This window comes from Arthrobacter sp. B6 (genome assembly GCF_001663775.1).
Lineage (GTDB): Bacteria > Actinomycetota > Actinomycetes > Actinomycetales > Micrococcaceae > Arthrobacter.
This window is the reverse complement of record NZ_KV467168.1, coordinates 3,012,584-3,039,178: the sequence shown is the minus strand read 5'-3', so window position 1 is coordinate 3,039,178 and position 26,595 is coordinate 3,012,584. Positions and strand designations below refer to the sequence as shown.

Annotated in this window: 16 protein-coding genes and 1 pseudogene; 4 read left to right on the top strand and 13 right to left on the bottom strand. The window is 60.6% G+C overall.

Annotation, left to right across the window (positions count from 1 at the left end; all coding sequences use genetic code 11):
* Positions 1-27: 27 nt before the first annotated feature.
* Positions 28-219: a cytochrome ubiquinol oxidase subunit I gene (locus tag AU175_RS22810; RefSeq protein ID WP_156642308.1), complete on the bottom strand. Its 192-nt coding sequence runs from the start codon at positions 217-219 to the stop codon at positions 28-30.
* Positions 220-627: 408 nt separating this feature from the next.
* Here AU175_RS22810 and AU175_RS13425 point away from each other — a divergent pair, with 408 nt between their 5' ends.
* The gene (locus AU175_RS13425; protein WP_066289717.1) at positions 628-1,515 is read left to right on the top strand and encodes an alpha/beta fold hydrolase; all 888 of its coding nucleotides are present in this window, start codon (positions 628-630) and stop codon (positions 1,513-1,515) included.
* A 179-nt stretch (positions 1,516-1,694) separates the two neighbouring features.
* Here the strand turns inward: AU175_RS13425 and AU175_RS21765 are convergent, their stop codons facing one another.
* The 12 genes and pseudogenes from AU175_RS21765 to AU175_RS13380 all read right to left on the bottom strand — a co-directional run bounded on the left by AU175_RS21765 (position 1,695) and on the right by AU175_RS13380 (position 22,166).
* Positions 1,695-1,874 carry a family 1 glycosylhydrolase gene (locus tag AU175_RS21765; protein ID WP_156642307.1) on the bottom strand — a complete coding sequence of 60 codons (180 nt, stop codon included), beginning with the start codon at positions 1,872-1,874 and terminating at the stop codon, positions 1,695-1,697.
* A 299-nt stretch (positions 1,875-2,173) separates the two neighbouring features.
* Positions 2,174-5,824 carry a methionine synthase gene (gene metH / locus AU175_RS13420; RefSeq protein WP_066289714.1) on the bottom strand — a complete coding sequence of 1,217 codons (3,651 nt, stop codon included), beginning with the start codon at positions 5,822-5,824 and terminating at the stop codon, positions 2,174-2,176.
* A gap of 300 nt (positions 5,825-6,124) precedes the next feature.
* Positions 6,125-7,303, bottom strand: a complete 1,179-nt coding sequence (locus AU175_RS13415; protein WP_082979149.1) for an exonuclease domain-containing protein — start codon at positions 7,301-7,303, stop codon at positions 6,125-6,127.
* Between the two features lie 418 nt (positions 7,304-7,721).
* Complete coding sequence (locus AU175_RS13410) at positions 7,722-10,184, bottom strand: ATP-binding protein (RefSeq protein WP_156642305.1); 2,463 nt, start codon at positions 10,182-10,184, stop codon at positions 7,722-7,724.
* A 761-nt stretch (positions 10,185-10,945) separates the two neighbouring features.
* Positions 10,946-11,500, bottom strand: a complete 555-nt coding sequence (locus tag AU175_RS22420) for a PfkB family carbohydrate kinase (RefSeq protein ID WP_231938618.1) — start codon at positions 11,498-11,500, stop codon at positions 10,946-10,948.
* Positions 11,501-11,629: 129 nt separating this feature from the next.
* A pseudogene (locus tag AU175_RS22415) lies at positions 11,630-11,944 on the bottom strand (PfkB family carbohydrate kinase); the annotation flags it as partial.
* Positions 11,945-11,948: 4 nt separating this feature from the next.
* On the bottom strand, positions 11,949-13,799 hold the full coding sequence (locus AU175_RS13400) for a hypothetical protein (RefSeq protein WP_231938563.1): 1,851 nt from the start codon (positions 13,797-13,799) through the stop codon (positions 11,949-11,951).
* 29 nt (positions 13,800-13,828) lie between these two features.
* The gene (locus tag AU175_RS21400; RefSeq protein WP_231938562.1) at positions 13,829-14,917 is read right to left on the bottom strand and encodes a hypothetical protein; all 1,089 of its coding nucleotides are present in this window, start codon (positions 14,915-14,917) and stop codon (positions 13,829-13,831) included.
* Positions 14,914-16,695, bottom strand: coding sequence for an ORC-CDC6 family AAA ATPase (locus AU175_RS13395; protein WP_231938561.1), 1,782 nt, complete (start codon positions 16,693-16,695; stop codon positions 14,914-14,916). The genes AU175_RS21400 and AU175_RS13395 overlap by 4 nt, the downstream gene beginning before the upstream one ends.
* 264 nt (positions 16,696-16,959) lie before the next feature.
* Entirely contained in the window at positions 16,960-18,075 is a 1,116-nt protein-coding gene (locus tag AU175_RS13390) for a phosphoribosyltransferase-like protein (RefSeq protein ID WP_066289699.1), read from the bottom strand.
* 303 nt (positions 18,076-18,378) lie between these two features.
* The gene (locus AU175_RS13385; RefSeq protein WP_066289697.1) at positions 18,379-20,421 is read right to left on the bottom strand and encodes an ABC transporter ATP-binding protein; all 2,043 of its coding nucleotides are present in this window, start codon (positions 20,419-20,421) and stop codon (positions 18,379-18,381) included.
* A complete protein-coding gene (locus tag AU175_RS13380) occupies positions 20,418-22,166 on the bottom strand; it encodes an ABC transporter ATP-binding protein (RefSeq protein ID WP_066289695.1) in 1,749 nt (582 codons plus the stop codon). Before AU175_RS13380 ends, AU175_RS13385 begins: the two co-directional genes overlap by 4 nt.
* A gap of 434 nt (positions 22,167-22,600) precedes the next feature.
* On the opposite strand from AU175_RS13380, the gene AU175_RS13375 reads away from it, so the two are divergent.
* From AU175_RS13375 to AU175_RS13365, 3 genes are read left to right on the top strand one after another with little or no spacing between them, the layout of a single operon-like run.
* Entirely contained in the window at positions 22,601-23,920 is a 1,320-nt protein-coding gene (locus AU175_RS13375) for a hydantoinase/oxoprolinase N-terminal domain-containing protein (protein WP_066289692.1), read from the top strand.
* On the top strand, positions 23,917-24,999 hold the full coding sequence (locus AU175_RS13370) for a DUF917 domain-containing protein (RefSeq protein ID WP_066289691.1): 1,083 nt from the start codon (positions 23,917-23,919) through the stop codon (positions 24,997-24,999). Before AU175_RS13375 ends, AU175_RS13370 begins: the two co-directional genes overlap by 4 nt.
* Entirely contained in the window at positions 24,992-26,566 is a 1,575-nt protein-coding gene (locus AU175_RS13365; RefSeq protein WP_066289686.1) for a helix-turn-helix domain-containing protein, read from the top strand. Before AU175_RS13370 ends, AU175_RS13365 begins: the two co-directional genes overlap by 8 nt.
* Positions 26,567-26,595 lie beyond the last annotated feature (29 nt).

Sequence of the window (26,595 nt, the reverse complement as noted above, 5' to 3'; positions counted from 1 at the left end):
GAAGACGCACCGTCGGTGGCAGCCCTTCTAAACACCTATGCACCGGTCGGAAGCTCTGATGACAGGTGGCGCCAGACGCGTATCCTGGATCGTCCCGGACACGGCACCAACAGCGAGCCAAACGCCCATGACTTTCGCCCACCGCCGTGCCGACAACCCATAGTTCGGGTCACCGGAACGGTGCCCCCTCCAGTCAGCAAGCAGCGTGATGGCTGGCATCCTGACCCCGAAACGGATGCCCAATTGCGGTTACAAACCCTTTGACGCAAATCCTGAAACCAAACCCGCCAGGACGGAGGCGCCCTTATCCGGATTGAAAGCCTCACAGGGACTCATATCTCGCCGTTGTCTCAGCAGATTCAAGGCCGGGCACAGCTGCCCGCGCGGAGGTCGGACAAGTACAGACTGCAGAACCGGCAACCTCCGGGAAATTGGAAACAGGGAGTTCAAATGGGCCGAGGAGGCTGACCAGGCGGAACAACTGCCGTGCGCTTGTCGTGCAAGGGGTGGAACCTATCTGCCACTGACACTCTCCGCCATCTGTCCTTTGCTTAATCAGCGCAGGCGTGGGACCGCGCTACCATCGGGAAGCTGGACCTCAAGGATGCGGAACGAAGGAGTGCAGTAATGACCGATCTGGTTTCGTTTGATGGTACCCGGTTGGTGCTAGCCCGTTGGGGCCCGGCGGGGGCGCCAATTGTGATACTGGTGCATGGCCTTGGCCTGTCCACCGGTTCCTGGGGAAAGGTACCCCAGCTCCTGGCTGAAAGTCATCATGTCGTCGCATACGACCTGCGTGGTCATGGACAAAGCGGTGACGCCCCCAGCGGCGACTACTCCATGCAAGCCCAGGCCAAAGACCTCGACGCAGTGCTGCGCGAGGTCGTCCCCCAGGACTCCGCCGCGGTCGTTGTCGGCAACAGCCTGGGAGGGGGCATTATCGTCGCCCGCGCCCACCACTGCGGCACCACCCGGATCGCAGGCGCCGTGTTCGTGGGATCCGGTGGATCCGGAGTCACCTTCGCCGGCTTCCCCGCGCGCAACCTTCCCTCTCCTGTCCGAGGGGCTCTGCGCTGGGCATGGATGAACGCCCTACGCGCCGGGGCGCAGGCCGGAAAGCTCATACGCCCCCTTGGCTCGCTCTCCGACCGACTTACCCGCCGGTTCGCCTTCACACCCGAGGATCCCCACAAGGCCGTTGCCCATGTTCGGAAGGACTTCTTCAGCAGCCGGCCCGAGGTCCTGGCCCGCACCGCTCTCGCCAGCGTCAGTCATGACGGCACCCGGATGGCACCAGATCTGTCCGTACCCGCCCTGGTGCTTCACGGCAGTGGAGATCACGAGGTGCCCGAGAAAGAACTCTCCCGACTACTAAAGGCACTGCCGGAGGCCGAACTCGTCAGACTGCCCGGAGAGGGCCACATGCTGCCCCTGACCCGCCCGGAAACTGTAGCCGAAGAGATCTCACGTTGGGTTCGCCATACTGGAAACGACGGGAAGAATCGATCCCAGTGACCCGGGCACGATCCCCGGAGAAGACGGCCATGGCGGAAGGACCGTGACACACGTTGCAGCGAAGAGGACCTCAGGGGCCTGCTGGCAATTTCCTCAAACCTCCACACCGAAGGCCCCGCGCGGTCGATCCACCTGTCCCGGCTTCAACAGGAAGGGCCATTCCTCTAGCAATACCCGCATCAATCAAAATCAGGGGCACTGCTGCCTCGCAGCAGCGCCCCGGACGCAGTAGCAGGATCCCGTTCCTCGATGAGTTCCTGCAGCCAAAAGTAGGAAGCCTTCGGCGTCCGCTCCAGCGTTTCGGAATCAACGTGCAAAAGCCCGAAGGGCTGGTTGTATTCCACGAGCCTTCGGGGCATTGTCCAGACACTGTCTGCATCTCCAACCGAAGAGTCTTACTCATGAAACTCCAAGGCTCGAAGCCTGCCTTGTGCGTAGGTAGAGCCAACTCTTCTGCGTCCGGCATGTCCTGCACGTGTACCAGACTTCCCCCGACAATGCCTGTTCCGGCAGGCAGAAGCCTTAGCGGCTAGGTCCGCTCCTGGTTTTTGGGTGTCCAGCGCGGCGCCCATGCTTGTCTCTGCGCCTTGGGAGGCACGTACTTATACGCTGGCACTGTATGTGCAGGTCAAGACATTAAAGCAGGACCAGCACGAACTCACACCTTGAAGTACTTGGCCTCCGGGTGGTGGAACACGAACGCGTCGGTGGACTGTTCGGGGTGCAGCATCAGCTCGTCACTGAGGATCACGCCCATCCGCTCCGGTTTCAGCAGCTCCGTCACCTTGCGGCGGTCCTCCATGTCCGGGCACGCGGGGTACCCGAGCGAGAAGCGCGCACCGCGGTAGTCGAGCTTGAAGTACCCCGCCTTGTCCTTGGGCTCCTCGGCGGCGAAACCCAGCTCCGTGCGGATACGGGCATGCCAGAACTCCGCAAGCGCCTCGGTGAGCTGCATGACCAGGCCGTTGAGCTCGTAGTAGTCGCGGTAGTGGTTCCCCTTGAACAGCTCCGCAGTCACCTCATCGATCGCTGAACCGGCGGTGACCAGCTGGATTGGCAGCACGTCGATCTGGCCCGATTCGCGTGACCGCACGAAGTCGGCCAGGCACAGGTGCCGGTCCCGGCGCTGGCGCGGGAAGTCGAAACGCAGCCGCTCGGTGCCGATCGGACCGCCTGAACCACCATCGGGGGCGAGCAGTCCCGCGGTGCCGAGGACGCCGTCGTGATCCTCCCCGTGGTGCAGCACTACCACCTGTTCACCCTCGGAGACCACCGGGAAATAGCCGTACGCGACGGACGCATCAAGCATTCCCTCTGCGAGGATGCGGTCCAGCCAGTACCGCAGGCGCGGCCGGCCCTCGAGTTCCACCAGTTCCTCGTAGGAGGCGCCGTCATCGCCGCGGCCGGGCTTGAGCCCCCACTGCCCCATGAACGTGGCGCGCTCGTCGAGCAAAGCCGCGTAGTCGTGCAGCGCCACGCCGCGGACGATGCGGGTGCCCCAGAACGGCGGCGCGGGCACGGCGTTGTCGGCGGCGACGTCGGAACGGCCGGGCATCGCCTCCGGTTCGGTCACCGTAAACTTCGCGCCTCCCTTGTGGATGCGCTTCTTCAGCGGCGGAAGGCCGACGTCGTCCGGCGACTCGCCGCGTGCTACGCGGACCAGCGGTTCCATGAGTGAGAGGCCCTCGAAGGCGTCCTTCGCGTAGCGCACCACGCCGTCGAACTGCTCCGCCAGGTCCTGTTCCACGTAGGCGCGGGTCAGCGCCGCACCGCCGAGGATGATGGGCCACTTCTTCGCCAGGCCACGGGACTGCAGCTCCGCGAGATTCTCCTTCATCACCACGGTGGATTTCACCAGCAGGCCGGACATGCCGATCACGTCGGCGTTGTGCTCCTCCGCCGCGGCCATGATCTCGGCGATCCCCTGCTTGATGCCGATGTTGATGACGTTGTAGCCGTTGTTGGTGAGGATGATGTCCACCAGGTTCTTGCCGATGTCATGCACGTCGCCTCGCACGGTGGCGATCACCATGGTGCCCTTGCCCGACGAGTCCGACTTCTCCATGTGCGGCTCGAGCAGGGCCACGGCGTTCTTCATCACCTCGGCGGACTGCAGCACAAAGGGCAGCTGCATCTCGCCGGCGCCGAAGCGCTCGCCCACCACCTTCATGCCCTCGAGCAGGTGGTCGTTGATGATGCCGAGCGGGGTCATGCCTTCGCTTCGTGCCAGGTCGAGGTCCTCTTCAAGGCCCTTGCCCTCGCCGTCGATGATGCGCCGCTCCAGTCGCTGGCCGGTGGGCAGCGCAGCAAGTTCGGCGGCGCGCTGGTCCTTGAGCGCTGCGGTGTCGACGCCGGCGAACATGTCCAGCATGATGTTCAGGGGGTCGTAGGTGATGTTGCCGTCGGCGTCGTACTCCCGGCGGTCCCAGACGAGGTCCAGGGCCACCTTGCGCTGCTCCTCCGGCAGCGACGCGAGCGGCACGATCTTTGCCGCGTCGATGATGCCGCTGGTCAGGCCCGCCTGCACGGCTTCGTGCAGGAACACCGAGTTCAGGACCATGCGCGCTGCTGGGTTCAGGCCGAAGGACACGTTCGAGACGCCAAGTGTGGTCTGGATGCCGGGGTACTTCGTGGTGATCTGGCGGATGGCCTCGATGGTTTCGATGCCGTCCCGGCGGGTTTCTTCCTGGCCGGTGGCGATGGGGAAGGTCAGCGCGTCCACGATGATGTCTTCTACGCGCATCCCCCATTCGCCCACCAGGGCGTCCACGAGGCGGGAGGCGATGGCAACCTTGCCCTCGGTAGTGCGTGCCTGGCCCTCTTCGTTAATGGTCAGGGCGATCACGGCGGTCCCGTGCTCCTTCACGAGCGGCATGATGCGCGCGAAGCGGCTGTTCGGGCCGTCGCCGTCCTCGTAGTTGACGGAGTTGACCACCGGGCGGCCGCCGATGTGTTCGAGCCCGGCCTGAAGGACGGCCGGTTCGGTGGAGTCCATGACCAGCGGGAGTGTGGAGGCCGACGCGAAACGCGAGACGATCTCCTTCATGTCGGCCACGCCGTCGCGCCCCACATAGTCGATGCAGACGTCCAGCAGGTGCGCGCCTACACGGACCTGCTCGCGGGCAATATCGACGCAATCGTCCCAGCGCTCTTCGAGCATCGCCTGGCGGAACGCCTTCGAACCGTTGGCATTTGTGCGCTCACCGATGGCGAGGTAGGACAGCTCCTGGTCGAAATTCACGTGGTGGTAGAGCGAAGCGATGCCGGCTTCCCTCTCGGTGGGAACGCGGCTGCCGTCGGCGCCCCGCCCGCCGCTGGCGACCGAGGCGCCGTTGCGGAAGGGTGCAAGGCGTTCGACGACGGCGGCCATGTGCTCCGGCGTCGTACCGCAGCAGCCGCCCACCAGGCCCAGGCCGAATTCCTTGACGAACTGCTCGTGCGCGGTGGCGAGTTCGCTGGGTGAGAGCGGATAGTGTGCGCCGTTGGGGCCGAGCACCGGTAGACCTGCGTTGGGCATGCAGGCGATGGCCACGGAGGACTGCTTGGAGAGGTGGCGGAGGTGCTCGCTCATCTCGTCCGGGCCGGTGGCGCAGTTCAGGCCGATGGCGTCGACGCCGAGCGGTTCCAGCGCGGTGAGCGCGGCGCCGATCTCGGAGCCCATCAGCATGGTTCCGGTGGTTTCAACGGTCACCTCGACGAAGATGGGGAGCCGGATGCCGCGGGTCACGATGGCCTGCTTGCAGCCGTTGACCGCGGCTTTGGTCTGCAGGAGGTCCTGGCTGGTTTCGATGAGGAAGGCGTCCGCTCCGCCGTCGATGAGTCCCTCGGCCTGGAGGGCGAAGGTCTGCTTGAGGTAGTCGTAGCTGGTGTGCCCCAGGCTGGGGAGCTTGGTGCCCGGCCCCATCGAGCCCAGGACCCACCGCATGCGTCCGTCTGTTTTTTCTGCGGCTTCGGCTCGGTCGCGGGCGATCTGCGCACCCTTGCGGGCGAGCTCTTCGATCCGGTCGTCGATGCCGTAGTCGGAGAGGTTGGACCAGTTGGCGCCGAAGGTGTTGGTTTCGACAGCGTCGATGCCTGTGGCGAAGTACGCGTCATGGATGTCCGCGAGGACATCCGGACGCGTGTGGTTGAGGATCTCGTTGCAGCCTTCCAGGCCCAGGAAGTCTTCTTCAAGGGACAGTTCCCGCCCTTGCAGCATGGTGCCCATGGCCCCATCGGCAATGACAACCCGGTGGTTCACGGCGTCCAGCAGCTCCTGCGAACGGACGGGGCGGGGGACGGAGTCAATATCAAGCGCAAAACGAGGCATCTAAACAGGTTACGTGCGACACGCCGAAATGTTGCGCCGTGTTTCGATGTGCTACGACGGGGGTGGGCGTTTAGGATCCTGGACTGCACCACGTTTCCTCTACCTACACGAAGGGGACGCGACGAAAATCGCCGTCCAGCAGTTGGGCAGGCAGGACCGGATGCTGCTTAACCTCCAGCAGTAACTGCTGAAACGCGAAGGAGCGGGCGACGGCGGGACCTCCGGCCGTCGCCCGCTTGGGTTGTCCGCTCCCGAAGTCACAGGCGGCGACCATCATTCAAAAGTCGGCCTGACCGATAGTTACTTCAGCCCAAGAATCCGCCTCAGCACGACCAGCCATCGAGGTCCCTCGGGAGCTTTCTCCAAGCCGTTCCGAACTGAATGCAGACCTGAGTCTGCGGCGGCAGGCCTCGACGCGGTCGTCGTAGAGGCAGGACGACCGATCGTCATAGCCGTGGGCTTGAGTGTGGCGCCAGAAAGGTTAGCCGAATCCATAGGCACCGATGGCAAGACCAGATTGTTGGCTCTCGCGCCTGTCAAAAACTGCAGGAACTCACGTTCCCCCAGCACTGTGATTTGTTGACCGCCAGCAATGTAGTCGAGGGCCTTGCGCTCCTTGTTGGATCCGCCCAGATCTCCAACCGATGCCGAGTGCCTAGAGTCTGACCGCCCGACGACGACATAGCTTGTCTTTTTGGTGACGCCCTGACGGTTCGTAGCCCCAAAGTCCGCGACCGCGGCCATGGCCTCAAGCCTCGAAAAACTCTGCAGCTCGCCGGTAAAACAGAACGTTTGACCAAAAAATGGATGCTGCGGGTCGGCAGAGGAATTAGGTTGCGGCAGCTCAGCCAGACGGAGGCTTCGCTCGGTCGTGTAGTTGATTTGCCCGCCAACCGGCGTTCGCGCCCCCTTCGAATCCAGGCGCGTGGTCTTTTTCGCGCCGACTGGGGTCGTCCACATTTCAGCAATTGACTGACGTTGTCCCATGCGCGCAATGGCAAGCACAACCCTGGCACAGGCGATCGCGTCCGCACCGGCTTCGTGGTGTTCAAACGGCGGAAGATTCAAATGATCACTGACGTCATTCAACCTGTGACGCGGGAGAACCAGATGCTCTTGGGCGAGTTCGAGTGCGCAATAAAACTCGTGGTGTGGCAGGTCAAGTCCAGTCGCTTCCGTAGCGGCCCTCATCACGCTCGCATCGAACTTGGCGTTGTAGGCCACGAACTGCCCGCCAGCGGCGAATCGGAAGATGCTTGCGAGTGATGCTTCCCAATCTCGGGCGGTCACAACATCCTGTGCGCGGATGCCGTGAATGCCGACATTCCGAGGCTCAAACCGATCGATGCCCCTGGGTGGCTTGATTAGCCATGACGCCCGTTCGACAATCTCTCCGCTTACAACCCGGGCCAGACCGACCGCACACGCCGAACCACGTTGACTGTTAGCTGTCTCAAAATCGATGGCAGTAAAGTTCATTCCACGCACAAATTCCCCCGTTTCGAGCCCGTACTAGTTTGGGCAGTTCGATCCCAGCTTTGGACAGCTGCATCGCTATACCGGCCTATGGCCTCGAGTCGCAGGACGACAGCTTCCCACTCCGAAAGGAGTACTGCAGGGAGATTTACCATGCTTGAACGTCCATGGAGAACATCCGATGTTCGCCGATAGATGTGGCGCGCAAGTCTAAGTAGGCCAAGTAGTTCGGATGGTGCCTCCCGTGCTTCGTAGGCAACGAGGACGAAGGCCAGGCGACTTCGAATGTTGGTTTGGTCCACGGTGACTGGTTGGTTCGGGAAGGCATCCAGCACGGCCCGCGTGGCAATTTGCTCTAGCCGGAGGCGCAGGTCAATGACTGCCAAGCGCGTTTCCGCTTTATTGGTTGCACCGTTTGCCGTCATGAAGCAGCTGCCAACGCCTTACAAGCATCTCGCGCCGCGCGGATTTCCTCTTTTGTGGCATTGCTTAATTGAGGATTTCCGTGAACTGACTGATTCCAAGACGAAAGATATGTCTGGCATTTTTGCTCAGCGCGTCTTACAGGATTAGTGCCAGCAGAAGTTGTGCCCTGCCAAAAGTCCGCCGCTACCGCCAGCCGTTTCTCAGTCGTGTAAGCCTTGTCGAGCTCTGTGAGATCGGTTTCCGTGTCCCGACCGAAGAGGACGGCATTCCGAAGGACAAACGTCCTGAGCGCATTGTCAATACTCATTCGGCACAGTCCGCGAATTGAGTCTGTGACATCCTCAGTGGTGCCAGTTTCTTCGAGTGACAAGTCAAGTACAGTCCGAGCATCCTGGAGCAACTGATCCCAAAAGTGGCTACTGTCCTTGACTTCAACGGCTCCTGTGGCGCCGGACCTATCAACCAACCGCGTGTCACAGTCATAGGTCCTGGCGGCCAAATGTTCTTTTAATCGATCATCATGCGTAAGCACGATTACACGACGCGTTTCCGCGAGCTCGGCCAATAAGGCAGCGAGCCTATCAATCCGCAGCTCATCGAAAGCGTGAACAGGGTCGTCGAGAATGAGGAACCCGAACGGTCCAGCGTCTACTGACGCGAGCAGTGGGGCTAGCAGGACAGCGTTTCTCTGTCCTGCACTCAACATTCCAAGATCAACCTGATTGTCGTTTCGGTCGACCAGTTCCATTGATGCTTTTGTAGCAAGAACATTGATGCTTTTCAGCTTGAGCTCGGCATCAGATAGAAGTTCCATCACCCGTGCGCCAGCTTTCCCTTCAAGGGAGTCACTCCGCCTCTTCCGCAGATGTTTTCGCAGCTCCTCCACCCGGCTCGAAGTCGCTACCCAGCTGGCCGACTCTGCAGCAGAAACTCCGTCCGCTTCCCAAACAGCCGCAAATCTCTCGACTGCTCGTGCCCTGGCAATAAGCCATTGCTTCGTTGCATCGGTTCGCGCTACGGCCTCATTCACCAGGGTTTGCGCGTCATCAGAACGAAGCCAACCCGCCAGGTCCGCCGTTGCTGTCAGGACTGAGTGCTGAGTGGCGAGTCCTGACTCACGTGCGGCATAGAATTTTTCTAGCAGCTTCTGCCCCGAAGAACTCAACGCTTTGATGGAGTCACCCGGCTCGGCCTGAGAACCTACTTTGAGGACGGGTGTCAATAGTTCGTCTGCAACGGCAGCCAACGCTTTCGTATCGGACCCGACCTTTGCCCTAAGTGACGCCAAGTTCTGGTTGCGTTTTACCGTTTCACCCAGAGTTACCAGCCAGCCAGAGCCCCCGTCCTCGCAGACAGGGCACGTACCGACATCCAGATGACGCCTGCTAGCCTCATCGTGTAGTTGCTCGAGAGGTCCTGATAAAAGTTGCTCGGCAGTGGTGCCAGCTTGCTCGAAAGACCTAATGGTGTTTTGAACACTCCTAGCCGCATCCGAGAGTCGTTCCCGGCTGTCGTCCGGTAAGGAGGCTGAACTCAATCCCGACTCCAGCAGGCCTGCTTCCTTCAACCACTTGTCCTTGGAATCACTCAAGGTGGGCTCAGGCACGGGACCAAGGGGGGTGAATTTGCATGTAGCGCTTCGTTCGTCGTCGACCTGAGAAAGAGCACGCATGGCTTCTTCCTTCGCCCTGCGCCACCGGGTTAGCGCCTCCGCGGACGCGTTTCCTCGAAGTGTTATGGCTTCTTGAATAGCGTTGAAGCTTCCACCCAAGGCCAGCAGTCCCTCGAAGTAGGTCGCGAGATCTTTGCTCAACTGCACCCGTCGTTCAAGTGATGCGTAAGCGAAGACGGGTTGATGGCTGGCCAATGCTTGATGCCAGTTTGATCCCAGATCCACCGGCTCCAAGCCGTTAGGTCCTACGAGGCGAGCTTCGTGGGATTCGACGAGGCCTGATTCTCCCAAAACTGTGGCAACAACCAAATATTCTCCCCGCGAGGACAGGGTCACTTCGACACGCGCCGATGACGATCCCCTTGCAAGATGTATGGGGTCCCATAGAGCAGCCTTACCAGCTTTTCCGCCAGTCGGGGCGGCCGCAGTGCCACTAAGTGCCAAATCGATTGCGTCGCTAATACTGGACTTTCCCGCCCCGTTCAGTCCATGCAGAACGGTGATTCCTGGTGTGGGATCAAAGAGAAGTTCGAGCGGAACTTCGTTCAGAATGCCGCGATAATTATCTATGGAGATCCGCTCAAGGTGCCAACTACGGTTCGGCTCCAACCAATGTGTGCTTCCTTCAGATGAGCCAGCAAGCTCCGACGCCACGGCATGAAGCCGGTCCCAACTCTCGGCACCTTGGCGTGCCGATGCTCGTTTAAGAGCAATTTCCTGGACGATCTCCTCAAATGAAAACATCGTGAGAGCATCACTTTGCTCTTCCTCTACTACCAACGACACGCATTTCCCCAGTTTTAGGCAAGCTCAATCATATTTCGAGTTTATCTTTGCATACATTGGCGAAAATATACGCTTCGTATTCAGAGGCGTGGACTGGGCTCGTACGTGATGTCAGCAGTCAAATTTCTCATCTTCTTAGCCGTCGAAGGAATGCCATATCTGACACAAGGACCACCCGACGCTCCCAATTGGGGTGACAGACCTCGCTACGAAGTTCAAGAAATCGATTCGCCTCGAAGGGGATTCTCTGGCTAATCGGGCGGCATTTACCGGCCTGCCGAAACACGGTACGTCATGAAGCCGAACCCGCCGGGGCCCTGGCCCACGGTAACGGCGCCGCAGTCCGGACAACCGGTCACGTCCTCGCCGGTCTCGACGCCCAGAACCAGGCCCTTCCGGTCGCAATGACGGAACTGACGTGGATGCCCTCGACCCCGAGCAGCGCGTCCGCGCGTGTGCACCACCGGGCATCGGAACAAGACATAGAGTTATTCATGTCGGGGTCTCTTTGGTCATGCGTTTACTTGGTCGCTACCAATTCAAAGAGGCCCTGGCCTCTTTCCAGCCGCACCACGCCGAACAACAAACGGCCACCACTCCAGCGACAGCCTCAGCCCACCCCAACCATGCTCATCTGCGAATGGCCCCTATTGGACTCTCACGCTGTCCCCTCCGCCTGCAACTCGCCCTGGGATACGATTTCACCAAAAAGTCGCCAAAAGCACTCGAATTCAGGCCACACTGCAGGGGATGAATTTCCTTTAGGCGAGGCTCAATTCCCGCCTTGAACCATGGTTTTCATGTATGACGCGAGGGCAGGCGAAACTTTCGAAATCCTCACGATCAAATTCGGCAGATTCCTTTGGATAAACACCCTTCCAGGCACATGCCTCGGCACCGAGTATCTGTCCATGAGCGAGAGCCTTTGCCAGGTCTTGGGTTTTTGCGGTCACCACGTTCGCAAAAAGTTCATCTATAAGACCCGCGGTTGTCCAATCTCCAGCGCCGGCCGAATCGACGACATTTTCAACCGGGTTGGCCGCGACATGGCGCCAATCATGGGAACCCGCAACAAGCAACCTCGCCCCATCTGCGCCGAGAGTCTCGACGAGAGTGGACGGACTTGCACGCAGGTGCTCGCGGAAGGCAGGAGCTCGTTCCGAACTGAACTTGATCAAATTCGCAACACGGACCGCTCTCTCGAATAGATGCGGCCTCCCAAGCCCGGCGGGCTCAAAGACAACAAAAGTCCCTTGCTGCGCCCAAGTATCTGCGATCGACAACGCGAAGAGGCTCAGACGGTCGAAAAAGAACACATCGGGTGCCGGGAGCGTGCCAACTAGGGAAAGCGCCAATCCGCTAGGGGTGGGTCTGTGCTTCGCGAAGGAGGTTCGGCACAACGGGCATTGAAACCGCCATACGTGGTCGCCCCGCCTTTCCTCCTGAAGAACGATCGGTGTTGTCCATTTCGGATCGAGTCGAAGGTTGTCAACTCCGATCCCGTCTGCGCAAAGCTCAGACCTAAGAAACCTACCCGCGGGATCGTCTCCGATGGTTCCGATAACTTCCGTTGCCCAGCCCATTGTTTGCAGCGCTCGTGCCACGTTTGTGGCAGTGCCCCCCGGTGATGCTTTCACAGCACCATCGAGAATGACGTCGACAGCAGTAAAGCCGCTGCTAACGAATCTGGGAGGACGTCCAGCTACACCTCGAGCGGCGAACCTGTCGTGGAGGGAAGTACTAATGGGTTCGTTTGTCATCACTTCAATGATCGCTGCTTTTGACCGATAGATACAGCTGGCCCCTTCGATCTTTCAACTTCGACAGAGTTTCCACGAGCGCCTGCGGACCCCTAGAACCCGAACCAGCGATGTTCCAGCACCTTGTTGGATCCGCAGAACAGCAGTCCACTGAGACGGTTGTCAGAGTCGAGGCAAGGAGAGCAAAATCGTTGCCTCCCGGTTGACCTTGATCTCCGATAGCCAAGGCAGACCCGTAGCGAGACACAGTGCTAGCAAAAATCCTTTCCTTGCCAAAATCGACATCAATGACATCCACGCTGTGCCCACTCGCGGCAATCCGAACTAATTTGGCCCCGCTGTTATCGACGACAGAGGTTACAAGTTGACGAAGCCCGGCTGAAGTCATCTCAGCCGCATCGCTCGTCACCGTGATTTGAGACGGCCCAGTCCGGAGTTTGATTAGTCCTCGCTCTTCGAAGGGCCGAAGTCGCATCTGCAGTTGCTCTGACCACAAAGGCACTGGGATCCGCGCCTCCATCAAGTCCTCCGCTAGCTCCACTCGCCAGGCCCCATTGTGAAGTCCCAGTGAAATCATGTGCCAGTACTTCTCGGGGACCCATTTGCGTAAGTCTTCGTAAAGGCTGCCCCCTCTCCCTGACGCAAACGTCACCGGAGTGCCAACGGATAGCAGACCGATCAACGCCTGTTGAACGTCTCGGTTGGGTACCTCATATCTACCTGTCGTAGTCACACAAGTACCGTCGTAATCAAGCACCAGGGCACCGATCGGCCTTCTTCGCATTTCCGCGATCCAGTCTGCGTATGCCGACATGTATAGGGTCCATACTTCGTCATTCGCTAGGTCAAAACCCGCCGCTTGGATCTTTCGCCCAATCGGACCAACCTTTCTTGCCACGTAAAGACGCTTGTAAGGCAGATGATAAAGCCCACGACCGTACACAGGGACGGTTGGCTTGCTGGGTTCCACAGATTGGCCTGCGGCCACGGCCCGGGGCAGTGACATAACAGATGCAAGTAGATCGAGTGAGCCAGCTGCTCCTTCCAGGGAAGTCTCGATACGGTGCACGTCGAGTCTTTCCGGGAGCAGGCCGAGGGTTTTCGTCGCGAGCCTGTCTGACGCCGGGCCGACCAGAGCAATAATTGTCGACTCGTCCCAGTTACGCTCCAGGCCGACATGTCGCCCGTGGGCGAGATTTCTGTAGTCCGCCACCTGAACGGTGACGAGTCCTAACTCATGCATTCGGGTCTCCACGTCGACGGCAGCCGCTCTCCCGTCTTGTGCATGAAGTACGAGCACCCGACTATTGAGATTCTCTGGGCGCTGAATAGTAAGTCCGGGGAGTTCGGCTGGCAGATCTAATTTGCCGTAGAACCTTGCGACCACTGTGGCCATCATCAAAACACTACGAGTAGCCAGGAACCCGTCGGCTTGTGCAGAAGGAACAGTTAAAACGGTCACTGAGGGACTGGCAAGCGGTCCCTCCAGTTCAGAAACCTCACGTTGCGTGACGAGCACGATGGGTATGCCCCGCGCTATTGCGTGCTCGACCACAAGTCCAGTATCAGGGTGTTTGGCACGCGCAGAGAAGACGATAACCGCAGCGTGCGACGTTCGAGCGGACACCTCCAGAAAACGCAGAGGCGTAATCGCAAGGGCAAACTGACCGGTCTTGCTGTGATGAAGATCAGCAGCAAACTCTGCCACCGGCAACGTTCCGCCACTTCCCACTGCATAGAGAGACCGGCCGCGCAGGTCACCAAAGGCGGCCTTGAGTAAATCGTCCCCGGGCTGTTCCAGAGCTTCTGCGTATGCAGCCTGGAGGCCAGCTAGCTCATCGGTATAGTGTGCCATGACGGCATCCTCCCTCATACCCCTGACGCTCATGCATAAGGTTCGCCCGTGAGCCATGCCGTGTAGATAGAAGGTCTGCGGTCGTTGGAAACTGGATCCACCAATTGATAGGCCATTGGTCGTACATATCCGATAACGATCTTCGCCTCATGGGCCGCTAGAAGTACACCGAGGCTGAGAATTTTGCTTGTGTGCTCACTTACCACGACGGTTGCACCGCCCAGGGGTTCAAGCGCCGTCCGGTATCTCTGAGCAAGCCATACCAATTGGCGGTAAAGATCAAATGGATTGGTTTCTGAAGCATAAAGAACATTCCGCGGCTCGAACTGCAATTCATCGATCAGCAAAACTCGATGTTCGAGCACAAGATCGTCGCCTCTTCGCGGATCCCTTGATGGGAAGGGAATTACGGGACAAACCTCGTCTGGCTCCAGGAGAGTAGCCAGAGCCCGAAGCTCCTCGCTGGCTCCCGAACCCAGCACTGGAACCCAGATACAGGTTCTTGATTGATCAGGAAGCCTGGCGAAACCCGCGAGAATACCCGCAGAGCCGAGTCCGCTCGCAATGATTCGCTCATCCGTTGACACGTCTTCGGACACTGTAACTAGGAGATTCCCGTCAAATCGTTTGTCTGACGGAACCCCGGGGAGTGATTGCTGTAGCAGCAGCTGCAGGACTGTGAAGGATATCGAAGATGGCAAGCCACTCATGTCCACAATTACAGTATCGAAATCCAGAACATGATATTCGGATTGAAGTTGCCTGCTCAGGACCGTCCCAACCGTGTTAGGGTCTTGGACCGTGGGAGAACTCACGATATTGAGTCTCTCCCCAAAGAGTAGGCGTAATTCAGCTGCGTTATTTCGCGATGCCTCTTCCGCGTCTTCGTGCTCACCACTAGCTCCGGGTCTCAACGCAAGAACCGAGAGGTCTTTCCAGTCCTGCGCTGAAATTCTTCTTGGCGTGTCCAATGTTCGCGGGTCGAATCCAGAGCCACATATTAGAAGAACTCTCTGCCCTTCACGGCACGCGCCAGTCCACAGCAGTTCGCTTTGCTCCGTTCCTTCTGCGAGGACATAGTCGTACCAGCGCAATTGGGCCGAGTCAGCAACACTCATTTCGGCCATCCTTCGATCAAGCTCAGCGATTCCTTTGGATCAGGGACGGGACGATCGCCCTTGGCCTGGACAGCCAGTTCGAGTCTCCGCGACAGCTTCGCGATTGGTTGCTCGCGAAAGCCGCCTCGCTGCAACGGAAGGTCGAAGTGGGGGCATAGAAGGCGGTTGAGATAGATGACGGACCACTTCCGACCTTTCGTACTGGTTGGCTCCGCCGACATTTCCAGCAGATTGTTCGCCACTGCCGATGACAAGGCCCTCGAAAGTCGCTCATATCGCCCAAGAGCCCCGTGCTCTGTTCGAGCGAATAGCAATTCACGATCATAGAACTCAATAGCTGTGCCTGTGACGCCAGGGGCATAGGGGGCCGTCGGCCGGAACGTTTCAGCTCGACTATGGTCGGCAATGATATGGAGCAGCGCCAGCACATCAGGACCGTGCGCGACACGACGGACGACTGCCTCCCACAGCTGTTTGCTGGACCTTCGTAGGCGTTGGTCCTGTTCGGCTGCGCTCAAGTGCGCACCGGTACGCTTCCGCTGGGTAACTGCTGATGTCATCATCTCGAACAAGTCACCGCCGAGACCCAGATACTGTTCCACATTGCGGCTCGACAAATCTGCGAGTGCATCCGAGCCCGCGTAGTAGGGCAAGCCAAACTCCTTGGCAAGAAAGAGCCGGGCAGCGGCTCTTGTACTCGATGAGGCCAAACGGGTCGCATGTTCGAACCCAACATCAAGGTCAAACAAGGCTGGGGGCGACCGTCTCACATCCCGCTCGATGATGATCTCAAGTTCACGCCATTGGCAAGCGATCTCCATTCGGTCGGGGCTGGAAAATTCAGCTTCGGCCGCAGGTATCCAGCTGCGGTATTGGGGGTTCTTCTCGACCAGGTCGCGCAGATTGCTAAACACCGTATTCAGGATTTCTGATTTGCGACTGGAATCTATAGGATCCACGGATCTCAATAGTGACGTAAAGGCTTCATGGACTCCGAGGGACGCCAAAGGTACCTGAGCGCGGCTGTCAGCAATTCCGCCCAGTATTCGTTCCAAACGTGGGGAGTGACCTCCCTTCGAGCCAGCGCTGAGTTCGTCTTCGAGAGCAACCAACTGGTAATCTCGACCGTCAGTCGTGCCGGCAAGCAGCTCATCGTCGGGTACCGCTTCTTTTCTTTCGGCGATCCAACGCCCCAGCCTGTTGCTCCTGTCCAAGAGCTGCCCGTAAAGCGCCTCGCGCTGCCCACCTTCGAGTTCATGAACGTCATCGAACAGCACTACCGGTCTGTAGTCCACGACGTTTCCATCTACTTCAATATCAACATTTCCCAACAGCGCAAGGGAGTACAGTTTCGAGTGCCCTCCCTCCGAAGCCCAGTCAACCGGCAGAAGTGAGTCCAAGAGGGTCAGGACACTTCCCTCTTTCGCGCGCGCGACCCGAAGAAGCACATCCCCGTCGATTTGGTCATTATCAGACGAAGAAGAAGTCTCGTCGCCTAATGACGAACCAATTTGTGCCATCGCCTCTCGAGCCGCTTCTCCACCTGAACCATCACGAGGCCGTAGTCGAATGCGCGACGCATCATGCGGAAACCGAAGACCACCAGCTGAGGCAATCGCTTCTATCGCTCGAGCAATTATCCGTGCATCTAAGAGCTTAAAGAATACCTTTTGATTTCCTGCACCTTTGGGACCAAGGTCAATCAGCGATCTGTAATCCTTGCCTACACTGACAAGCATCCCCAATACTTGTACTTGCCCGTTTCCAATGACTTCCATTCTCTCGAGGACAGTTCTCAGACCTCTAATAGAATCGTCAGGGTTCTCCATTCTGACAATGGCAATAAGGGATTGAGGTGTGAGAAGACGGAGAATCGATGTCTTGCCTGCGCCTGGAGCGCTACGCAGAACCACCAACCGATTCCAAGCACTTTCCGCAGGAGGAAGTACTTCTAACATCTCGGTCCCGAATGTCCTCAGGAAACCCATGTGATCCCGCTGCTGTTCAGTGAAACGCAATCGGAACGGATTTACTACTGACATCTAAGGCCTCCCCGGATGATGACGCTCGTGGCGAGGAAAAACACCAATCCACTCGCGTTGCGTTGCATCCCCTCGAACGCTCTCATTCGATTCGTCTTTCCATAGGATTGGCGGAGCGTTATTCGGAGCATTATGGTGAATGATCAACGGCAGGGCGCTGCCACCGAATCCATGCGAAAGATCACCGGCCAGAGCTGAGTGTTGGTTAGCCCACTCCTTTCTAAAGTACTCAGCGCAAATCCCCCAGAACTCCCCATCATTCTCCTCGGTTAGAGGGAAATCTTCGTCAAACGTGTGGGCGGCAATGAGGGTGAAATCTGGCTCGGTCAGTCCGGCCTCCTGCATCCGGCTGATGAGTTGACATTTCGCCAAATGGGTCAGCAGATATAAAAGGACAATCACGCTTGCGTCCTGTGCAACGACGCCGTTCAATTTAAGATCTGCGATATGCCTCTGTATCTTCGGCAACTTTCCTTTCCAAGCATCATCATCGAACCTCAGCATCGTCGTACCGCTTCCGGAAAAATCATCCACAACAATGACTGACTGAAACTTAGCCTCACCCGGCAGTTGTCGTTCCCTTAGCGCCTCGCCAAGTTTTGATTTCATATCCATTGCTTTGTCTTCATCAAGCGTCGAAACCAAATGAAATTGCTCTGTGGACAGCTGGCTGGCACGTCGCAGCTTATCCAGGCGAGCGCCGTCGCTCATCCCCAGAATCAGGGTTCGACGCTGTATAGATTGAAATTCAGCCGACTTAGCTATCCTCGTAACTGCCCAAGTTGGCAGCATCAGTTGGCGGGCGGCCGCTTCGAGTAACTTTGGACGAAGCATGTCCTTGTACACGGTCGAAACAAGGTGGTCCAACTCAGTTCCAGAGATGTAAGTGAGTCGATTGAGGATGAACTTTAGCGCGGGCTCTCGGTGCTCATCTTTGAACTCATTCAGCCAGAGGGCCAGCGACTCCATGAACCGAACGCCCGGCCCGTAGCCGTCATAATCGTCGTATTTTACGTCGGCCAGAGTCCTAAGCCGTTGGGTAATTTCGGTTAAACGGGAAAGGTCATCGATCCCGGTCACCTCAGCCAGCAGTTTCTCGGCAAGAAGAGCCTTCACCCATACTCCTTAGCAGCCCAAAACCACCCAATTCGGTCTGTATCACCGTACTGTAGCAAATCCATTTCAGATGGCTTATAAGTCCCATCTTGTTCAAGTATCGGAAGCTGTCCACGGTTTTCAGGGCAAGACAGCCGGGGCGTAACTTGCCGAAACCGTCGTCAATTCAACCGTAGATTGCGGTCGCTTCCGACCTCCACATCTGCCTAGAGGCACGGAGTGCCCAGAAACGAGGACATGTGACGAATCGGCATGTCGGTTTCGGATAAGTAGCTGAAAATCAATCCCCTATTTCAACAGCGCTCAAACCTCCGCCGCAGGCGCCGCGAACTGCGCCTCGTACAGCCGTGCGTACGCCCCGCCGGCAGCCAGCAGCGAAGCGTGTGTGCCCTGCTCCACGATCTGCCCGGCCTCCATCACCAGGATGAGGTCGGCGTCGCGGATGGTGGACAGGCGGTGCGCGATCACAAAAGAAGTCCGGTCGGAACGCAGCGCACTCATAGCCTTCTGCACCAAGACCTCGGTCCGCGTATCCACTGAAGACGTCGCCTCATCCAGGATCAGCACCGACGGCCGCGCCAGAAAAGCACGCGCGATGGTCAGCAACTGCTTCTCACCGGCGGACACGTTCCCACCCTCGTCCTCCAAAACCGTGTCGTACCCGTCCGGCAGGGACCGCACGAACCGGTCCACGTATGTGGCCCGGGCCGCCTCCAGGATCTCCGCCTCGGTAGCTGAAGGCCGGCCGTACGCGATGTTGTCCCGGATGGTCCCGCCAAACAGCCACGTATCCTGCAGCACCATGCCCAGCCGCGAGCGCAGCTCGCGCCGCGGCACCGAGGTGACGTCCACGCCGTCGAGCGTTATCCGCCCCGCATCCAGCTCGTAGAACCGCATCATCAGGTTCACCAGCGTGGTTTTCCCAGCCCCGGTCGGCCCCACAATCGCCACAGTCTGCCCCGGCTCGGCCACCAGAGAAAGCGAAGAGATCAGCGGCTTGTCCGGCGAGTAGGAGAAGGAGACGTCCTCAAACACCAGCCGGCCCCGGCCGAAACCGTCGGACGAAACCCCAGGCAAAGGATCCGGCAGTTCCTCATCCTCGTCCAACAAGGAGAACACCCGCTCGGCGGACGCCACCCCGGACTGCAGCAGGTTGGCCATGGACCCCAGCTGCGCCAGCGGCATGGTGAACTGCCGCGAGTACTGGATAAACGCCTGCACGTCGCCCAGCTGCATGGCACCGGACGCCACCTGCAGCCCGCCCACCACCGCGATCCCCACGTACACCAGGTTCCCGATGAACGTCATGGCCGGCATGATCAGCCCGGAAATGAACTGCGCGCCGAAGCTCGCCTCGTACAGCTCCGCGTTCTTCTGCCGGAACCGCTCCTCCACCTCGCGCTGCCGGCCGAACACCTTCACCAGCGCATGCCCGGTGTACGTCTCCTCGATCTGCCCGTTCAGCTCCCCCGTGTTCTTCCACTGCGCCACAAACAGCTTCTGCGAGCGCTTGGCAATCAGCGCCGTGATCCCCAGCGTCAGCGGCACGGTCACCAGAGCGATCAGCGCCAGCGTGGGCGACAGGATGAACATCATCACCAGCACACCCACCACCGTCAGCACCGACGAGACAACCTGGCTGATTGACTGCTGCAGGCTCTGCGAGATGTTGTCGACGTCGTTGGTCACCCGGCTCAGAAGCTCACCGCGCTGGATGGAATCGAAGTACCGCAGCGGCAGCCGATGGATCTTCGCCTCCACCTCCCCGCGCAGCCCGAACACCGTCCGCTGCACCACCCCGTTCAGCACATACGCCTGCACCCACATAAACGCCGACGCCAGCACATACAGCACCAGCGCCCACAACAGCACACTGGACAGCGCCGCGAAATCGATCCCCTCACCCGGCGTCAGCGCCATGGGCGTGAGCATGTCCGCCTGCTGGTTCTGCCCCGTCGCCCGCAGCTGCGCAATCACGTCCGCCTTGCTCGCCCCGGCCGGCAGGTCCCGGGACACCACCCCCGCGAAGATCAGGTTGGTGCCCTCCCCCAGCAGCCGCGGCCCGATCACCGACAGCGCCACACTGGCGATCCCCATCACCAGCACCAACAGCAGCCACGCCCGCTCCGGCCGCAGCGTGCCCAGCAGCCGCCTGGCCGACGGCCCGAAGTTCATCGCCTTCTCCGCCGGAACGTTCATCCCCGCGAAGGGTCCGCCGTGTCCCGGCCCGCCGCGGGGACGCGGAATGCGTACGACGTCGGCAGTCCCGGTTTTGGAGGCGGGTGCGGTTCCGCCGGTGGCGGCGTTGTGGGTGGCGCCCGACGGCGGCCGGTGCGGCGAGCTCATACCGTTTCCTCCGCTGCCAGCTGGGAGGAGACGATCTCGCGGTACGTTTCCGAGGTCTCCAGCAGCTCGCCGTGCGTTCCGCGCCCGACGATCCTGCCGCCGTCGAGCACTAAAATCTGGTCCGCGTCAACGATGCTGGACACGCGCTGGGCGATGATCACCAGCGTGGCGCCGGCGGTGCTGCGCTTGAGCGCCTGCCGCAGCCGGGCGTCGGTGCCGGTGTCCAGCGAGGAGAACGAATCGTCGAAGATGTAGAGCTCGGGCCGTTTCACCAGGGCCCGGGCGATGGCCAGCCGCTGCCGCTGCCCGCCGGAGACGTTGGTGCCGCCCTGCGAGATGGACGCATCCAGCCCGCCCTCCATCTCCTCCACAAAGTGTCGGGCCTGGGCGATCTCCAGCGCGGCCCAGAGCTCGTCCTCGGTGGCGTCCGGCTTGCCGTACTGCAGGTTGCTGCGGACCGTGCCGGTGAACAGGTAGGGCCGCTGCGGCACCAGCCCGATGTGCCCCCAGAGCAGGTCCGGGTGCAGCTCGCGGACGTCCACGCCGTCGATCCGGACCGAACCCGTGGTGGCGTCGAACAGCCGCGGCATGAGGTTCACCAGGGTGGTCTTGCCGGCGCCGGTGCTGCCGACGATCGCCGTCGTCTGCCCCGCCCTGGCGGTGAAGCTGATCCCGGAAAGGACCGGCTGGTCGGCACCCGGGTAGGCGAATCCGGCGTCGAGCATTTCCAGCTCGCCACGGCGCCGGCCGTCTGAAGAAACAGCGCTGGGGAGCGGGTTCTTCGGCGGGCGGACGCTCGACACCGTGCCCAGCCCCTCGCCGATCCGGTCCGCGGACACCGCGGCGCGCGGGATCATCACCGCCATAAACGTGGCCATCATGACAGACATGAGGATCTGCATGAGGTAGCTCAGGAACGCGATGAGGGTGCCCACCTGCATGGAGCCGTCCTCGATCCGGAACGAACCGAACCAGATCACGGCCACGCTGGAGACGTTCAGCACCAGCATCACCACCGGGAACGCGAGCGCCATCAGCCGGCCGGCACGCAGCGCGGTGTCCGTGACGTCCTCGTTGGCCTGGGCGAAGCGGGCGGTCTCGATGTCCTCGCGGACGAACGCGCGCACCACCCGGATGCCGGTGAGCTGCTCGCGGAGCACCCGGTTCACGGTGTCGATCCGCTTCTGCATCTTCCGGAACAGCGGCACCATCCGGATGATGATCAGGCCCACGCCGACCAGCAGCACCGGCACGGCGACGGCGATCAGCCAGGACAGCTGCACGTCCTGCCGGACCGCCATGATCACCCCGCCGATGGCGAGCATAGGCGCGGCCACCATCATGGTGGCGGCCATCAGCACCAGCTGCTGGACCTGCTGGACGTCGTTGGTGGAGCGTGTGATCAGGCTGGGCGCGCCGAACTTCGTCACTTCCTGCTCAGAGAACTCCCCCACCCGTGCGAAGATGGCGCCGCGCAAATCCCGGCCGGTGCCCATGGCGGCCTTCGCCCCGAAGTACACCGCGATCACGGCGCAGATGATCTGCAGCAGCGTGATTCCCAGCATCAGGGCACCCAGGCTCAGGATGACGCCGGTGTTCCCCTTCGCCACGCCCTCGTCGATGATGTCCGCGTTCAGCGTGGGCAGGTACAAGGACGCGATGGACTGTGCCAGCTGGAAAACCACGACGGCGACCAGCAGCGGCCGGTGCGGCCGCAGGTATTCAACAAGCAGTTTCCAGAGCAAGAGCGGCTCCTGGTCCAGGGCTCACGGAACGTGATGCGAAGGTCAGTTTACGTCCGCGGGCTGGGATTCAGCCGGGCTGCCGGAGGGGAAATTGGGTTGGTTCTCGGACAGCGTAGATGCCGGCTCCGAAAGGGCAAACAGCGGAAGATGTCCGACGCGCTGGTCAGCGTCACCAGCTTCGACTCCCGGGCGTCGGTCCGCCCTTAGAGGGTCCACAACACCGGGTATTCGTGCCCGTGCTGGCCTACTTGGCTAACCGACCGCGCTGGGTATCTTGCTCAACGTCCCGATAGGCTGAGGGAGCATGCGACGATGCTCTCTTCAGTGGCCGGCGGGAGCCTTAGAGGACGATTAGTGGTGGACCTTATGCACATGGAGAATATTCACCACTCGACAGATAACGCCGTTGGTGGACGCCAGGCAGGAACTGAACAATGAGAGTGGGACTGCGGCTAGAGGGAACCAGCTGCCGGACCGTTGTGCTGGACGGGCTGACTGTAGTTTCCGCCGGTCAAGAGGTGCACGCGGGCAGCTTGCCGGAAGCGTTGGAATCGTCCCTGTCAGGGCTCCGTCGGGAGTTCGGGTCGGGCATCACGGAGATCACTGTCGACGTCGGGCGGGTCTTGGGGGAGCGGAAACTGGCCGACGTTGTCGCCATCCGTATTTCGCCCCGTCCCCCCGCGGACGCCTTCCACATGACCGTGCTACCACCCCTTGTTGAGCCGGCAGTGACCCGGACGGTTCATGTCGCCGGGGGTCACGATCTGCGGGGACGGCCTCTGGCCCCGTTGGACTTGGAGGGGTTCCTGGCCGATCTCCCCGGCATCCTTTCCCGTGACGTACGGAACGTGGCGGTAACTTCCGTTGGTTCGACGGCGTCAAGTGACCATGAAACGCGCATAGCCGATGCGATCCTAGGCAACGACAGAGACATCCGGATCAGTATTTCCAGTGACTTCTATTCCAGCGTTTTCCGCGACCGCGACTACACGGCCATCCTTAACAGTGCCCTGATGCAGACGGGGGAAGATCTGGCTGTCATGCTTGAGGCGGCAGGCCGGCGCCAGTTCCCGGCCGCCCTCTTGTCGTTTGCAAAGAACGACGGCGGCCGCGCACCTCTGTCACGGCTGGCATTGGCGCCTGTGCACGGGTTGCGCGCCGAGCCCGCGATGGGAATCCTTGGCGCGGCCACGTTGGCGGGAATCCCCGAGGGGGAAGTCATTCTCTGCACCGAGGCTGGGGCCATGGTGGGTCACATCCATGGAGGCCTGCCCGTCGCCAGAAGCCTCATTCGCCAAGGATTTGACGCGAGCCTCGCCAGCAACGCCGCCATTCTCGAGCCATACACCGCCCACCATCCGGTTCGCGCAGACTTCCCCTCCGTGATTGCCGACCTCCGCGACTCGAAAGATGTTGCGCTGCCCTTCGGGCTGGTGCCCACCCTGTCGGCGGCCCAGGACGCCGCGCTGGTAGGATCTGCCGCTGCGCCGCTGACAGCTTGGATCGACAGGCTCGAGACCGTCAGCGGGCGGGTCGACCTGAAACGAGTACAGAACCTCGCCGAGGACGACGCCCACTCAGCGGCCGTCCAGTTAGGCGCCACCCCCGGGCAAACCGACATCATTGAGTCGAACGTCTATGCCATGCCCTACGGCAACCCCGGCATCGTTCGAATCCGGGTCCAAGCGGCAGGAGAAACGTTCGCCGACGAGGAACACGTGCTGCCCACAGCCGCGAGGGGAGCCACCCAATGAGCACCGTACTCAATACCGAGGACGTCCGGAACCTCCGCACCGGGGCCCACTTCCTGACCTGCACCATCGACCCGACAGCTATTTACATCTACGCAGAAATGATCCAACGGGCCATGGAGGGTCGGTCATTGGAACTCATCACCGTCGACGAGCTTGCTCCCGACGATCTGGTGGTGGCGGTCGGAATGGTAACGCAGGGGCTTTTCATCGCCGACATGCCTCCCGTGGGCGATGAGTTCCTCGGCTGCATCCGTGCCATCGAGGCCAGTCTCGGCCGGTCGGTGCGGGCGATCTACTCGCTCGCTGCCGCCAATATCAACGGAATCGTCCCCCTCATGGTTGGGCTGCAGTCCTCGCTGCCCGTTATCGATGCCGACCCCATGGGCCGCGTCTTCCCCTTGATCAGCCAAACGACGCTGAACATTGGAAACGTGGCGATCGGCCCTATCGCGCTCATGGGGGTAACTGGGGAACGGGCGGTGGTTGAGGTCGAAAGCGCGCAGCGGGCCGAAACGCTGGTGCGCGCCATAGTGACCGAACTCGGCGGCTGGGCAGCCACCGCCATGTATCCGTGTTCCGCACAACAGCTGATGGAGCATGGCGTCCATGGCTCCATCAGCCGAATGATACGGATCGGGCAAATCCTGAACGCGAGCACCACTGTTGAGAGAAAGCTGCTGTTGCTCGCCGAATTCCTCGACAGCACCCGAATCGCCCGGGCCCGCGTGAGCCACATCGAAAGCCTCTCCCGGCCAACAGACCTCGGTCTGCCGGCGCAGCCGTCCAGCGTAACGCTGGAAGACGAAACCACCGGACGCATCGTCCGTCTTGAAATCCAGAATGAGATCCTGCTGGTCCTCGTGGACGGCGCGGTAACAGCAGCCGTCCCGGACATGGTAACGCTGCTCAATTCCGAGCAGGGCACAGTGGTCAACATCGACGACGTCCAGGTAGGCGACGTCATGGACATCGTGAAGATCACGGCAGCGGCGCAGTGGTACACGGAGGCGGGGCTTGATCTCACCGACCCAAAGGCCTTTGGCATTCCGATTCTGCACCCAAGACGGCGACATGCGTAGATCGAAAAATGAAACCCGGCTCGACGTCGCCGGTCTATTGGCGCACGGCTCCCTCCGTGGCTCCACGCCGCTGTATCTCACTCCATCCAGCGGGTTGATTGAAAGTGTTGTTCTCGTCTCCCAGCTTGAGGCAATCCGGCAGGTGCGGCCTAATACTGTGGTGGTCCTCTCGTCAGAGATGGGATCAGGGGGTTGGCTGGTATCCGCGGCGTTGCGACAGGCCTGGGAGCGGAGGGCCAGCGCCGTCGTCGTGGCCGACGGCGCCTATGCAAGCGCGGCAGTCGGATTGGCCGAGCGGCTGGGCATCACCCTGTTGGCCACTGACGGGGACCCTGCAGCGCTGGCCCTGGCACTGGCGGCCGAGATCGGAGCGGCCCTGTCAGTGGTCGATGCCGAACTAGCCAGGGTCGCCCGGACAGTCGCAAAGGACACCACCCTCGGTGATGTCCTCAAGACCATTTCCAAGGAACTGGACGGGGTCGGAGTTTCGCTGGAGTACGACGGCGTGGTTCTGGCCTCCACCGGAATGCCTCCACGGGAGGCTGACGAAGTCATCACCGTCGAAGTCGGCGAGGCCAATAGCGCCGTCCACTTCACCCTCTTGGCCCGCGTGCCCACTTCCGGCGTCCACAACCTGCGGCTGGTGCGCTCAATCCTTGAGGTAGCCACCCCTGCGGTGAAGGCTGCCTGGCTGTTGGAGGACCTACAGAGCACTGCCCGGGCCGTTCCCACAGCAGCGATCGCCGGGTTGGATCAGGACCCTGACGCGTCAGGCGCCGAGTTCGAGATAAAACACCGACACCTGCTGAACCAATTGGGCTGGCGCGAAGGGGAATCATACGTTGCCGTGTGCTTCGGCAGCGGGCAGGTGCAAGACCATCGGCCCGAGCTGACGGCCGTGTTGCGCCTGCTCTGGCGCAAGGTCACGGTGCGCAGCCCCTTGGCTGAGGTTCACGGCGGTTGGCTAACGCTCGTACCGGCCGGGGATCAGGACGCCTCGACCCAGCTCGAAACCCGACTCAGGACACGGCTGGGGCCAGCTCTTGCCGAGCTTGGCTTGGTGGCGGGACTGTCTCGATGGCGGGAGGAGGCCCCGGCGTTGGCGTTGATCGTGCGTGAGGCGCGGCTCGCCGCTGAGTCCGCCGGATCAACGGGGCCCGGCACGGTTCTAGGCTTCGCCAACCTCGGGGTGGCCGCGGCCACTACATTCGTCGACGTGGACGCCGTCGCGCTCGTGGCTGAACTAACACTGCCGCGACTGATGACCTCCCCTGACCGCGACGTGATCATTACCGCGCTGGCCGCCTTCCTCGATCACCGCAGCTCAGTCAGCCTCGCCGCGAAATCCCTTGACCTGCACCGGAACACACTGCAGGCCCGGCTAAACCGGGCAAGGGAACTCGGTGTCCCGCTTGATATCCCCTCTGCGCTGTTGTCTGTCCACCTCATCGCCAAAGTGCTGCGGCCACCTATGCCAGACAAAACGACTTCGGAAGCCCCCTCGAAAACCAGAAAGGACTCACCTGAGGACGCCGGGCACGAGCACGGCGCGCGTTTACATCCGTGAACAGTCCGGGACGGTGCGGTCCATGCCTG